This window comes from Pseudomonas sp. AB6 (genome assembly GCF_034314105.1).
Classification (GTDB): Bacteria; Pseudomonadota; Gammaproteobacteria; order Pseudomonadales; family Pseudomonadaceae; genus Aquipseudomonas.
In genome coordinates, this window is the sequence record NZ_JAVIWJ010000001.1 from 4,323,990 (window position 1) to 4,338,391 (window position 14,402).

A 14,402-nucleotide genomic window follows, 5' to 3' on the forward strand; every position below is an offset into this window, starting at 1 on the left:
TGCGATTGGGGGTTGGTTACCGGGTGTTATCTGCGGACCATCGTGTGCCGCAGGTTACGCATGGCTGTGCAACCTGCGGTGGATACGACGGACCAGGCTATTGGCTGGTTTGCAGGAGTGTTTTCACCTTGTCGGTAAACTCCTTGCCTCCATCCAACGCGGTGTAGACGAGGTGAATCTGGATGGTGTTGACCAGCGTTGTTTTTCCGTCGGCAGCCAGAAGCCCTTTCACAAAATCGGCATCTGGAAAAGCCAGCTGCCAGCGTGAGACGGCGCCAGTGCCTTCGAAGGGAAGGTATCGGCCGTCGTGGAAAAGCAGCTCATAGGCCCAGTCAGCTTTGCCAAGGCCCAGGCCATCATCCGCTACCGCAGAAGACAGGGCTATCTGTTGCTGAGCACGCAAGTTCCGTTTTATGCAGGTAGGGGCCTTGGCCACGGGGGCATATAAATACGCTGCGCCCTCAAGGTCGGGCTCAACCAGCGTGGTGCTGTCTGTTTGAGTGAGGATTGCGCTGACGTTTCCCAGGCTTGCACCAGCGTCCGAGTTCATGACGAACGAAACCGATACGTGTTTGAGTTGCCGCAGGTAATGGCCTGGGTAGTTTTTGTCGAAATCGACGGATTTTAATTCGAAGCTGATAGGAGTAGCGGTAAGTGCCTTAATGGTCGAAAGCCACTCGGCGGCCGTTTGTATGCCCTTCACATCAATGGTTTTCCGGATGCTCAGGCGCCGTTCGTTGCGTTGCGTATAAGCGTTTTCCATCTCCTGCAAGTCGACCAGCAGGGACTCTCCCGCCAACATCCCCTTATAGGCGTCAGCCCAGGCGCTGGTCTTGATGAAGGCTGGGCTGCTGTAGTCGCCAATCTCGTAGCGCCAGGCGGCTTCCACACCCAGACACAAAGACAGCACGGCGTCGTAGGCTGGACCGTACAGCAGCTCCTGACGAGCGACCAGCCAGTTATAGACAGGGATGATCGTGAAGCCGGTAGTCATGGCGACATGGGCTTCTTCCAGGTTTGCGCGTTCGGCGTGAGCCTCGTCCAGGCTAAGGGTCGCTGCATTGAGCTCAATGTTGGCTTCTTTGAGCTGCTGGTCAACGGACTGGATGTCCAGTTCGGCTTGTTTCAGCTCGAACTCCCATTCAATGGCCCTGCGTTCGTAGCCTGCTTCGACCAGCAACTGTTCCGAGACGAATTTGCTGGCTTCGCCCGATATCTCCAGCGCCAGCGCAGTTTTCGCCATGGGTGCATAGGGCTTGTTGCCACCGAACGCCAATCCGTAAATGGTGGGGACTACGCCTTCGGTGATGCCTGCCGCAATCTGGAAAGGGATCGACATGCTTTTCATGACGGCTGAAGTCCAGATGAGTCCGGTGGCGGCTTCTTCCATCGGTGATCGGCCGATCTGAATCAGGTTTGCGTAGAAGTCTTTTCTCGACACGGCTACCTGTCTGCTCAACTGCAAGGTTTCTTTCTTGGCTTTGAAAGAGTTGATCGACTCCTGCTTGAGTTTCAAGGTGAAGTCGGAAATCCGGATTTCCTGCTGTTTGAGCAGCACCGAGAGTGTGGTGTTGAACTCATCCTCCATAAGCTTCATGTAATGGCGGCCCATGTCCTGCAGTTGTTGCACTGCCGCGCGTGCCATGGGTATCAACTGACGGAAGCGATACCCGGGTATTTGAGCCCGGTCGCTGTTGTAGCTGCTGACGAGCTGACCGACACCTCGCTGGCCGAAGCCGAACGCGTCTGTGCCTTCTTTGCTCCAGTCCATGACAGGCAAAATTTTGCCATCCAGAGTCAGTCCGTGCCGGAGATTGAAAAGACGACGCTCCAGGGTTTTCCGGGCGCTGGTGACGCGTTCGTTGATAGGTGCGCGAAAGATCCAGTTGCTCACGGCATTCAGCGTCACCGGAATCCAGCGAGAGACTGAGGTGCGCTCTGGCAGCGGCCCGATGAGCTTCAGCGCTTTCTGATAGCACAGCCAGGCATGGTTGAGGCTGCCGGGAGTGAGTTGCCGATAAAAGTGATCCCCCTGGTGTTGCCAGTTATCCAGCAGCGAAAGGAACACGGCCTGCCGGTAATACCGTGAAAGCATGAAAGCTCGCGCTGTGGGATCTATAGCCTTTCGAGGCTCTGAGTTGCCAGACCCTGCTTCCGCCAGTGGTCGGGTATTCCAAAGTGGAGGACGTTTCTTTTCGTCTTTTTGTGTCCGGTAGGGATCAAACAGATACTGCGTGTACCAACGCTCGGCCTCGTCGAACTGTTGTTGTTCGCTCAGGCGGGTGGCCACCAGGTCTGGCAAATACAGGAACAATTCCCGGAAGTAAGCGCCATTGGCGCCATGGAAGTCGACAGAGGGTGTGGGGGCGTTCGGGTCGATGGTGGGTTCTTCAATGAATTGAGCCTCCCACTCCAGGGCTCGTTCAACACTGCGCGCCGCACGGGACACCAGCTTTTTGCCAAACAACGTATTGAGGCGAATCGCGTTGGAGGGAAATATCGGTGCCTGATCGGCAACTGCACTCAGGTCCAGATACTGGGCTTGCTGGTCGTTTCGTTTGATAGAGATGTCCCATTTCTCATCCAGGCCCAATAACCGGATGTCGAATGTGGTGAACACGTTTTGTAGAGGATCCCCGGCTTCGCACAGCGCGAATGTGTAGGAGCCCATGTCTGTCCATGGATAAACCTGAGTAAGAGTTGCCTGCCCGTTAGCCACCACACTTTCTTCGGTCAGTTTGCGGAAAGATGTCTCTTTAGGCCCCTTGGCATAGAGCCTGAGCTCTATAGGTTGGCAGGCTTTCGGGTTGATGATGATGTCCATAGGCACCGATGCCACCAGTTTGCCCTGGATGTAAAACTCGACCCTGAAACTGTCTTCAAGCAAGTGCTCGGGCTGTTGTAGCTGAAGGGTGTATGTCCACGGAGCTGAATCGGTCGTTCTGTAGGCTCGCTCTGCTTTCTCGGAAATTAGCTGGTTGTCACAAGTGACCGAGTAGCCGATGCCAAGGGGGGACGTTCCAGCGCTCGCAATTTCAATTGAAAGTGTCGGAGGTGTTCGGGGTGACAGTGAGAGATTGGTTTGTGTATGTGTGATGGTGTAAGAAGTACCGTCTGCCATGAACGTGGTATTGATGCTCGTGGAATTGAGTGTTGGGGTGATGGATGGATCTATAACTATTTTAGGGTAGTGCGCCGTAAGGGTGACTGACTTTTCAGGTGTAAGCATTGCGGTTATTGAGCTTTCCGACGCGTTTCTTGAAAAAATTAATGAGTATTGCAACTGGGAAAGTTGACCGATAGTTTGGCTCTTTACTGGTATACCTGCTTTATTTAGGACCTTTACAAAGGGCTCAACACCCACCCGGTCTCCTTCTCTCTCCGAGAGGAAAGGTAATTGTTTTATTAATGGATGGTTTTTAATGATGTCTTGGACAAAACCTGATGCGTTTGATGCGGTCTTTGTCTCGATATACGTTGTATAAAATATTTCACCATGGTCACGCAGCTCTGGCGTGCTTAGGATATCTGTCTTGTAGTTTTCCAGCGCAAAACCGGTCTCTCCGAATGATGATTTTTTAAACGTAATATCGACCCCATCCCCTGTATAGGGATGCTGAATTTTTCTGACATCCTGATACGAGTTAAAGGCTATTTTGCTGAATTTCTTTGTCTCATCAGTGTTCTGGAACTGTTTTTTATCGATCAGCAGCAAATCACGTGCTTCGACAAAGTAATCCGTGTCGAGATTGCCGTATGTTTTAGATTCCTCCTTATCTTGATTCGCTTTCGAGGTAGCGGGTGCGTAAGCGCAGTTGTACAGCATTACCGTCAGCCATGGATCCCTGGCACGCTCCCCTTCGATATCGACCAGAGCAATCAAGCCAGGTTGATAGGTGTCGTCTTTCAGGTAGGGGTTATCTTTATCAGGCAACCGGGTGCCGTCACGTGTGCCATCAAGGCAGATGAGTTCATTGGGGGGTGCCCAGAAACCATCGCTCTGCTTGTAGATGTACTGCACGCTGAGTTTCTTGAATTTGGTGGGCGTCTGGTTTTTTTCATCCGCACTGGGCAGGCCGACGGTACCGCGTTCGACCCAGAAAACATAAGGACGGCCTTCAATGATGACAGGGCGAATGGCATCGCACTTGTATTGCGATTGCGTGGCCGGGTCGGTATAGCAACTCTGGACTGTCTGGCCGCTCATTGAAACGGCGATCTTTTCCCACTCGGTCCACGCAAGCGGACTCAGGCGCTCCTTGTCGTCACGCAACCCCATGTCCATTGACCGCCAGTAATACTCCGCGGGGGAGGCATTGGTTTTGCCGATAAAGTGATAAGTGTCGTTCTTGGGGTCGACGCCATCCAGATAGCCACTGACCACTTGCAGATTGCTGGTTTGCTCGAATTTGGTCAGGTAACTGGTGATTGCCGTTTGCAGCAGCTCAGTGTCCAGCTTCCCTTGGTTGAGCTCCACTTCCAGTGATTGGAACGCACTGCTCTTGTTAGGGCGGTTGGCGTAATAAATCAGGTTTTCAGGATGGTTAAGCTGCGTCCGCCATATTTTCCAGGACCCATACTCACTCAGATAACGCTGCCAGAAGTTCGACTCGTCCCGCGCGATGAGGGTGCTTGAATAGCCTGGTTCAAGGCGCGCAAACAGCCTGTGTAAATAGTGCTGCAAGCTGGCGGTCGCCTGAATGACTTTATGGGTTTTTACGGCTGAACTGACCAGGATGTCCGTCAGAAAGTAGCTGGAAAGATCATCGATACTCGACAGGAGCGGCTGAAGCGCAGTATTCGACGGCGCGCAGTAACCCAGTAGATAAGCTGCCAGTGCGTCCCGCCAATTCTCCTGCAAAGCGGGCTCTATTATGGCAAGTCCCTCATCGTTGCATGCACCTAACAAAAACTGCGCAGCGGTATGGACGTTTTCATAGGGCGGCTGTTCATCGAGCCGGGACAGTTCCATCAGTGACTGGCAGCTCAGGCCGGTTGTTTCACCCAGGGACCGGAGGCGAAGTACCCAATCAATATCGCTGATGGTATTCGGGACGCAAGGTCGCGCTTCATATTCAATGGCATTTATTTTCTTGTCGGGAACGTAGACTTCAAGCGTCACAATTTTTGATTTTTCTGCGTTTTTGTTGATGTCCTTCCAGGTGTCGGAAAGATAGTGTTCCTGGGTGACTTTAAGCGGGCCTGGATTATTGGCAAGGAACTGTTCAAATTTTGCAAACACCGCATTTGCATTGGGGTAGGCACTCCGGTTTTTCACATGCTTATAGAGAAGAACGCCCAGCCCGGTCAGTCCGACAGACCTCTCACAAAAGTTGTAATAACCCAACTCGGAACTGGTCAGGGTGCTGAGGAAGTTGTCGAATGTTTTCGGGGAATCTGTGAGGACGGTGGCTTCCTTGATGACTGTTACATAGGGCATCGCCAGCATCGTTTCGTTGGCGTTCCATCCGATCAGTTCTCCCAGTCGTTGCGCCGCCGCTTTGACTGCCCCCGGCTCGTTGCTGGCTGGGTATTTCACAAAAAAATCGAGGGCGTCGGCTTCCTCAAATCCAATGGCCTGGCACTTCTCAATCCAGTAACGGTAACGGCTAACCTGGTAGCACAGATCAAGGTCCAGTGACGGGGCGGTTGGTGGGTTTTGATTGTTCCGGTCGACGTCTTCATCCTCCAGATTGAACCAGGCAGGATGGTCGAGCAGCGCCGTAAGCCCCGTACTGCTAAGGTGCAGCTGGATAACAGCCTGCGCATGCCTGGAAAGTTCGCTCCATAATTCAATACTGAGCCCTTTTAACGGCGCCTTTGGATTTGCGGCGGAGTCCTTGGCAGCTGCCATCATATCCGCCAGCAGGTTGAAGCCGGTCTCATTGATCCAGCGTAGCAGCGGCAGAGCATGTGCAGCTGTTAGCGCAGAGCCATCATGGGCTTTACCGAATGCCGTGCTAATGACGTGTTTGAGGATGTCCTCTTGAGCGACCAGCGCATTGTCAATCAGCTGTTTCAGCTTGGCAGCCACCTCATCAAGGTCTATTTGAGCCTGATGCATAGGGTTGGCATTTTTCAGCTTGCCTTGCAGCTCTGCTGCCAGCTTGTCTGCAAGGGCCTCGGTTGAGGACGGTTCAATTGTTTTCACCAGCCCCTGAGCATCCACCCAGGTCGCCAGGGTGCTTAGCCATGAGTTCGAATCAGGCACGATGTCCGTACCGATCTGCTGCGTGATCCGCGCGTCGCTCAATAGCGAGTTTCTGAGGCGGGGAAATGCATCTCTCAGCGTTTGCGTAATGCTCTCATCCAGGCTGTACAAAGACCCGGATTTGACTGAGCTGAGGTCGGGCTGTGGTGTGACCCAGCGTAATAGAGCTTGCGCGCAAATGTTTTTCTGCTTCAGCCACTTAGCGAGGTTCGCCGCTGCGATCAGCACATCAAGGATGTCGGCCTGCTTCTGGTCGCCGCCAATCCGGGGCGTGCCGGCCAGCATCTGAAATACATCGGGATTATCTGTCGCCAACAGTGAAATAAGGCTCATGCCGTCGGTCATGGGGGTTCGTAACAGGCGAGGCAGTCGGGTCAGCCGGTAAAGCGAGGAAAACACCGGCAGCGACAGCGCAGGTTTCTTCAGCCCTAAAGCTTGTGTTACCTTGGCCAGGTATGCGCTTGCCTGCCATTCTTTCAGCGCGAAAGCACGGCAGATATCTCCGATAGGCGACTGCAAAGCGCTTTGGCCATTGCTGTTGACGCCCCCACTGATGTCGAACTCCCTGCCGTCGAGCAGTAGTGCGCCCTCAACGACTGCCAGTTGTCCCGGGCCTGGGCCATCAAGAACCCGGTTGAGGAACGGGATTGTGTCACCCACGGCATAAGGTGTTATGCCGTAGATCAACGCCGCGAACTGTTCGGCAGTCACGTCATATTCGCTACGCAGATGGCAGAAAACGCCCAGTGCTCGCAGCGTTTTTTCGCTGATGTAAAAATCTTGGGTCTGGCCTTCGGCCCGTAGGGCTGACATCACCAGCAGATCGACGTCGGCAAACGGCAGTTGCAGGGCGTGTTGCAGGTGGATGATCTTGTGCATGCGGCCAAAATGATCGGCGGTGGCGCCTTTGATGCGAAGGCTGATGCCGGGTCCACTTTGGGTATCTTCCAATGACAAGGCGGGAGCAGTTGCGTTGTTGATGAACACCGCACCATGGACGTGGCCCGCGATCGGCACCGGGCTGCCTTCGCCGACAGGTGCGTAGGCACTGGATTGCTTGACCGTTGTAAGTGCTTCCTTGCCATCATCAGGAATGCCGGAAGTGGCTAGTAGATCCAGGATAGCCTCCGGTTTCAGGGCAGTCTTGAGGCAAAGAAATTCGACGCTGGTCAGCTGTTCAATGGCTTGCGCAGTGCTGCCCGTTACGCCGTACCGCGTCTGTAGAAAGTCAGCGCCCGTGCTGTCGCTTTTATCGAGCAGCAACGATTGCAGCGCTGAACTAAAACCCGTGGCGGTGCGCATGACCTTTATCATTTCGGCGTTGCGCAAGTTACCGTTGGTAAAATTTGGATAGTTGTAGCCAGACTGCTGAAGCAGATTGAACAGCGAGCTTTTCTTGTAACCCAGCGTGGCTTTGATCTGTTCAAGCGGATAATGAAACGGCAACTGGACCGGGTGTTGAGCTACGGCAATCTCTTGAGCCAGCTTTTTCTTCTCGCCCGCTTGAAAACGGGCCTGTCGGCTCATCGCCTCGATCACCAGCGTCAGCGCAGGCATCTGGTTATTGAGGCTCGCCTGGTCCAGAGCCAGCTCGCCGATATCCGGACGTCGGGTGGCGAGCGTGATCTGGGTCCCGGCATCACCCTTTGCTTCAAAACTCAGTGCCTGCTGGTAGAGGGCGTAAAGGTAGGCCAGCGGCCCGTTATTGGATTCGAATGCGTCGGCTGAGCATTTGTCGGCAACTTGTTCAGGGAATAGTTTTCCATAGGTCGCAGATGCAATATTGTCGTCCATGATATAACGTCCTGTAATAGATCTTAAGGGACAGTGTTAACGTGTGGCTGCAGGGTAAGTGTAGGAGGGTGATACATAAGCGGCAACTGTGCAGGTGCTGGATTAAAGTTTGGCTATTTTTATTTATTTCAATACGTTGCGTATTTATATTCGGATTGGTAATAGGCGTGATTGCGAATAACTGGGTAAGTTAAATGTTGAATGGCTATATAAAGCGTCCTGTGGGCGATTTTAATGCTATTTAGGGTTTTATCGTAAATGCTACGCCGAACAGATAACAACCCTGTCGCCGGGGCTAGAACGCTCAACCACTTTCGACCCGGGCAAGCACTACAGATTTGCTCCGCAGCTGTACCTTGAACAGTCCGGCAGCCAACCAGACAATCGGCCTTCTTCAATGCTTGCAGGAGGCTTGCGATGAATCTTTCCACGTTGCTGGTATTTATACCGGCCTGCTTCGCCCTGACATGGCCCCGGGCGCTAACAACCTGTTGTCGATCAGCAACGCCTCGCGTTGGCTTTGCGCGGGCATGCAGTGGTGGGCTGGGGCGGCTGTTGGCCAAGCCGAGTGGCAAGCGATTGTTCAACCGGGTGCGCGCGGGTTTATTGGCCAGTGCGGCGTCGTTTCTGCTGGTGGCGCGGCGGGGGTAGCAGCAGTCAAACCATGAGATCGAACTGTGGCAACAAAAAAGCCCCAGCCGACCTGCATCGACTGGGCGATTTGAAGCTAACGCGTATTACAAACCAGCAGCAGCGCGCAGGCCGTCGGCGCGGTCGGTTTTTTCCCAAGTGAAAGCGGTGAAAGTGTCATCACCGACAGTCATTTCTACCGGGGTGCGGCCGAAGTGACCGTAGGCAGCAGTGGCTTGGTACATCGGGTGCAGCAGGTCAAGCATGGTGGTGATCGCGTAAGGACGCAGGTCGAAGTGCTCGCGAACCAGCTTGATGATCAGGTCATCGGAGAGCTTCCCGGTTCCGAAAGTGTTCAACGAGATTGAAGTGGGTTGTGCGACGCCGATGGCGTAGGACACCTGAATTTCGCAGCGCTCAGCCAGGCCTGCGGCGACGATGTTTTTTGCCACGTAACGACCGGCGTAGGCGGCGGAACGGTCAACCTTCGATGGATCTTTGCCGGAGAACGCGCCGCCGCCGTGACGGGCCATGCCGCCGTAGGTGTCGACGATGATCTTGCGACCGGTCAGGCCGCAGTCGCCCACCGGGCCACCGATGATGAAGTTGCCAGTCGGGTTGATGTGGAACTGGGTGTCTTTGTGCAACAAATGAGCGGGCAGCGCATGTTTGACGATCAGTTCCATCACGCCTTCACGCAGGTCTTTGTAACTCACTTCAGGGTTGTGCTGGGTCGACAATACGATGGCATCGATGCCCACGACCTTGCCGTTCTCATAGCGGCACGTGACCTGGGATTTGGCATCCGGACGCAACCATGGCAACAGGCCGGATTTGCGGGCTTCGGCCTGACGCTTGACCAGCGCGTGGGAGAAGGTGATCGGCGCAGGCATCAAGACGTCGGTCTCGTTGCTGGCATAGCCAAACATTAAGCCCTGATCTCCAGCGCCTTGATCTTCCGGCTTGCTGCGGTCAACGCCTTGGGCGATGTCTACCGATTGCTTGCCAATGATGTTCATCACCGCGCAGGTCGCGCCGTCAAAGCCGACGTCGGAACTGTTGTAGCCAATATCGATGATTACGTTACGCACGATGTCTTCGAGGTCGACCCAGGCAGATGTGGTCACTTCACCGGCGATGATTGCTACGCCGGTTTTCACCAGTGTCTCGCAGGCCACGCGGGCAAACTTGTCTTCGGCAATAATGGCGTCCAGAACCGCATCGGAAATCTGGTCGGCAATTTTGTCCGGATGCCCTTCAGACACGGATTCGGAGGTGAAAAGGGAGTATTCGCTCATCTGGACGGGTTTCCTGAATTGTACCGATTGTGAGTGTCGCCAGTGGGTCGCTGAAAGTGGCGAACCTGAATCTGGAAACCATTACGTAGGCCTACATAGAGGCTTTCCCCGGGAACAAGTCCCGCAGCGATGGCCCAACGGGCCAGATCATCCTGTTCAAAACCCAACCAAAGATCGCCGCAGGCCTCCTTGGCCCAACTCTGGTTGTGGCTACACAACTCTGTCACTAATAAGCTACCGCCTGGTTGCAGCAAACGACCAAGCTGTTTCAATGCTTCGGCTGGCGCGGCGAAATGGTGCAGCACCATATTCAGCACCACGCAATCGGCGCGTACATCGGCGTCGCTCAAGGCGTCGGCCAGTTGCAACTCGACATTACCCAGCGCTTCGCGTTTGCACACCTGACGGGCCAGCTCCAGCATTGCCGGACTGTTATCCAGTGCAGTGACGTGACGAAAACGCCGTGCCAGCTCGGGCAAGAATCCACCGTCGCCGGGACCCACTTCCACCGCCGTTGCGTCGGGGCCGAAGCTGAGTTTGTCCAGCAGCGACAATAGGCTCTCGCGGTATTGCGGTAAACCGGCGATCAAGTCTTGCTGGGCGCGAAACTTTTCCGCAATTCGGGCAAAAAAATCCTGGCTGGCGGCTGCTCGCTGCCGATGCACCAGGCTGATACGCGCCTGGACGTCGCCCGGCAAGGTCAAATCATCGGCTTCGTCGAGCAGCGCCGCATGTAACCGGCCGCCCGGTAGTCCTACGTGGGGCAGGGCGCGACGGTAAAAAATCGCATTGCCTTCGCGGCGCGTCGCCACCAGTTCCGCTTGAGACAGCACCTTTAAATGGTGGCTCATGCCGGATTGGCCGATGGCAAAAATTTGCGCCAACTCTAAAACGCCAAATGAATCGTTGGCCAAGGCGCGCAGCACATTGAGTCGCAGCGGATCGCCCCCGGCTTTGCACAAGGCGGCCAAGTCGTCACTGTATTCATGGCGAATGGCAGGCACGCGTAAGTTCATAGGGCGGCAGTCTAGAGAGCGACTGGTCGACTCGCAAGTGCAATATCAAAAAGTTTTGATATTGGTCGATAAGTGGCGTTTTACGACTGGCGTCGGCGCCACGCCCTTTTTAAGAGCGCCCGTTAGCAAGTCCGCAGGCTTGAATTGCAGGAAAAACACGTTCTGTGATTGCCCCCAAGCAGTGCGTGAGGGAAAATGCTCCCCTTTTTCAGATCCCATTCTTTTCAGCCCCAGGAGATCAGCGATGCCCAGCCGTCGTGAGCGTGCCAATGCCATTCGTGCCCTAAGCATGGATGCCGTGCAAAAAGCCAACAGCGGCCATCCCGGTGCCCCTATGGGCATGGCGGATATCGCCGAGGTGCTGTGGCGTGACTTCCTCAAGCACAACCCGAGCAATCCGTCGTTCGCCGACCGTGACCGCTTCATCATGTCCAACGGCCACGGTTCGATGCTGGTTTACTCGCTGTTGCACCTGACCGGTTATGACTTGTCGATTGACGACCTGAAGAATTTTCGTCAACTGCACAGTCGCACGCCGGGCCACCCCGAATATGGCTACACCCCAGGCGTCGAAACCACCACCGGTCCACTGGGCCAGGGGCTGGCTAACGCCGTCGGTTTTGCCCTCGCCGAAAAAGTGCTGGCCGAGCAGTTCAACCGCCCAGGCCATGACATTGTTGATCACCACACCTACGTGTTTCTGGGCGATGGCTGCATGATGGAAGGCATTTCCCATGAAGTCAGCTCGTTAGCTGGCACCTTGGGTTTGGGCAAGCTGATCGCGTTCTACGATGACAACGGCATTTCGATTGATGGCGAAGTTGAAGGCTGGTTCACTGACGACACCCCAAAACGTTTTGAGGCTTACAACTGGCAAGTGATCCGAAATGTCGACGGTCACGATGCTGATGAAATCAAGGTTGCTATCGAAACCGCTCGTAAAAGCGCCCAACCAACGCTGATCTGCTGCAAGACCACTATCGGTTTTGGTTCGCCGAACAAGCAAGGTAAGGAAGATTGTCACGGTGCTCCACTGGGTGCCGACGAAATCGCCTTGACCCGTGCCGCGTTGAAATGGAACTACGGTCCTTTCGAAATCCCGGCTGACATCTATGCCGAATGGAGTGCCAAAGAATCCGGTTTGGCGGTGGAGGCTGACTGGGACCAGCGGTTCGCTGCCTACGCGGGTGAGTTTCCTGAATTAGCCAACGAACTGATTCGCCGCATGAGCGGTGAGTTGCCGGCTGATTTTGCCTCGAAGTCGGCTGCGTATATCGCTGAAGTCAACGCCAAGGGCGAGACCATCGCCAGCCGCAAAGCCAGCCAGAATGCACTGAACGCGATGGGCCCGTTACTGCCTGAGTTCCTCGGCGGTTCGGCTGACCTGGCCGGTTCCAACCTGACGATCTGGAAAGGCTGCAAGAGCATCACTGGCGAAGACGCCAACGGCAATTACCTGCATTACGGTGTACGCGAGTTCGGCATGGGCGCCATGATGAATGGCATCGCGTTACACGGTGGTTTTGTTCCGTATGGCGCAACCTTTCTGATCTTCATGGAATATGCCCGTAATGCGGTGCGTATGTCTTCGTTGATGAAGAAGCGCGTGATCTATGTGTTTACTCACGACTCTATCGGTCTAGGCGAAGACGGCCCGACACACCAGCCAATCGAGCAGTTGACCAGCCTGCGCACCACGCCGAACCTCGATACTTGGCGCCCAGCCGATGCCGTTGAAACAGCAGTGGCCTGGAAGTACGCTATCGAACGTAACGATGGGCCGTCGGCGATGATCTTCTCGCGCCAGAACCTGACGCACCAATCGCGCAACGCTACCCAGCTGGCCGACATCGCCCGTGGTGGTTACGTGCTGCGTGATTGCGTCGGCGAGCCGGAGCTGATCCTGATTGCTACCGGTTCTGAGGTGGGTCTGGCGGTACTGGCTTATGATCAATTGTCGGCACAAGGTCGCAACGTGCGCGTGGTGTCCATGCCGTGCACCAGCGTCTTCGAAGCTCAGGACGCTATGTACAAGCAAACCGTGCTGCCGCTGCAAGTCAGCGCGCGTATTGCCATCGAAGCTGCTCACGCAGACTACTGGTACAAATATGTAGGCCTGGAAGGTCGTGTCATCGGCATGACTACCTTCGGCGAGTCGGCGCCTGCGAACCTCTTGTTTGAAGAGTTCGGCTTCACCCTGGAAAACATCCTGAGTACGGCTGAAGAACTGTTGGAAGACTAATTACGGTCTTACGACACTGCCACACTCCTGTGGGAGCAGGCTTGTTTGCGATAGCTTGATGCGGGTCACCCAGATCTACCGCGTCGTCTGATTCGCCGGCAAGCCTGCTCCCACAGGTCCAATACCCGCCTGTGAGAACCCCATGCCTCAGCCACAACCACGCCTCTACAAAGTTGCTTTAAACGGCTACGGCCGCATCGGTCGTTGTGTCTTGCGTGCGCTGTGTGAGCGAGGGGCGAAAGCCGGTTTTCAAGTGGTTGCGATCAACGATCTGGCGGACATGGCCAGTGTGGAATACCTCACGCGCTTCGATTCCACCCACGGTCGCTTCCCCGGCGACGTGCGGGTCGAAGGCGACTACCTGCACATTAATGATCACCGTATCAAAGTCCTGCGCAGCGCGATTCCGGAAGGCATCGACTGGGCCGGGTTGGGCGTTGATCTGGTACTTGAATGCTCGGGCGCGTTTCACACGCGCACCGATGGCCAGCGTTTTCTCGATGCCGGTGCGCCCCGCGTGCTGTTCTCGCAACCGATGGCCAGCGAAGCGGATGTCGACGCCACCATCGTCTATGGCATCAATCAGCAAAAGCTGACCGGCAGTGAATTGCTGGTATCCGCGGCGTCCTGCACCACCAATTGCAGCGTGCCATTGCTGCGCTTGCTGGACCAGGCCCTTGGGTTGGAATACATCACGATCACTACGATTCACTCGGCGATGAATGATCAGCCGGTCATTGATGCGTATCACCACGAAGACCTGCGACGCACCCGTTCGGCGTTTCAGTCGATTATTCCGGTGTCCACTGGTCTAGCACGCGGCATTGAACGGCTGTTGCCGGAACTTGCCGGGCGAATTCAGGCCAAAGCTGTGCGTGTCCCGACGGTCAACGTCTCGTGCCTCGACATCACGATGCAAGTTGCGCGCGATACCGATGCTGCCGAGATCAACCGGATCCTGCGTGAGGCCGCCACCAGCGGCCCGTTGAAAGGGCTGGTGGCGTACACCGAATTGCCGCATGCCAGTTGTGATTTCAACCATGACCCCCACTCGGCCATTGTCGATGCCAGTCAGACCCGCGTTTCCGGCCCACGGCTGGTGAACTTGCTGGCTTGGTTCGATAACGAGTGGGGTTTTGCCAATCGAATGCTCGACGTTGCCGATCACTATCTGAACGCCGTGCATCACCCACAATAAAACAGGGATTGCC

The 14,402-nt window shown here is 55.2% G+C and carries 5 protein-coding genes and 2 pseudogenes; 3 read left to right on the forward strand and 4 right to left on the reverse strand.

Going from position 1 to position 14,402, the window contains the following annotated elements; genetic code table 11:
• Nucleotides 1-97: 97 nt before the first annotated feature.
• Together RGW60_RS20365 and RGW60_RS23875 are read right to left on the reverse strand one after the other, a co-directional pair.
• Nucleotides 98-6,922: a neuraminidase-like domain-containing protein gene (locus RGW60_RS20365; RefSeq protein ID WP_322206282.1), complete on the reverse strand. Its 6,825-nt coding sequence runs from the start codon at nucleotides 6,920-6,922 to the stop codon at nucleotides 98-100.
• A gap of 510 nt (nucleotides 6,923-7,432) precedes the next feature.
• Nucleotides 7,433-8,005: pseudogene (locus RGW60_RS23875) on the reverse strand (Tc toxin subunit A); the annotation flags it as partial.
• Between the two features lie 417 nt (nucleotides 8,006-8,422).
• Between RGW60_RS23875 and RGW60_RS20375 the strand changes: the two are divergent.
• Nucleotides 8,423-8,566, forward strand: a pseudogene (locus RGW60_RS20375) (LysE family translocator); the annotation flags it as partial.
• A gap of 176 nt (nucleotides 8,567-8,742) precedes the next feature.
• Here RGW60_RS20375 and metK read toward each other — a convergent pair.
• Together metK and RGW60_RS20385 are read right to left on the reverse strand one after the other, a co-directional pair.
• On the reverse strand, nucleotides 8,743-9,933 hold the full coding sequence (gene metK, locus RGW60_RS20380) for a methionine adenosyltransferase (protein WP_322206284.1): 1,191 nt from the start codon (nucleotides 9,931-9,933) through the stop codon (nucleotides 8,743-8,745).
• On the reverse strand, nucleotides 9,930-10,949 hold the full coding sequence (locus RGW60_RS20385) for a metalloregulator ArsR/SmtB family transcription factor (protein ID WP_322206285.1): 1,020 nt from the start codon (nucleotides 10,947-10,949) through the stop codon (nucleotides 9,930-9,932). The genes metK and RGW60_RS20385 overlap by 4 nt, the downstream gene beginning before the upstream one ends.
• Before the next feature lie 244 nt (nucleotides 10,950-11,193).
• Between RGW60_RS20385 and tkt the strand changes: the two genes are divergently transcribed.
• A complete protein-coding gene (gene tkt / locus RGW60_RS20390) occupies nucleotides 11,194-13,191 on the forward strand; it encodes a transketolase (protein ID WP_322206286.1) in 1,998 nt (665 codons plus the stop codon).
• A 142-nt stretch (nucleotides 13,192-13,333) separates the two neighbouring features.
• On the forward strand, nucleotides 13,334-14,389 hold the full coding sequence (gene epd, locus RGW60_RS20395) for an erythrose-4-phosphate dehydrogenase (protein WP_322206287.1): 1,056 nt from the start codon (nucleotides 13,334-13,336) through the stop codon (nucleotides 14,387-14,389).
• The last annotated feature ends 13 nt before the right edge of the window (nucleotides 14,390-14,402 follow it).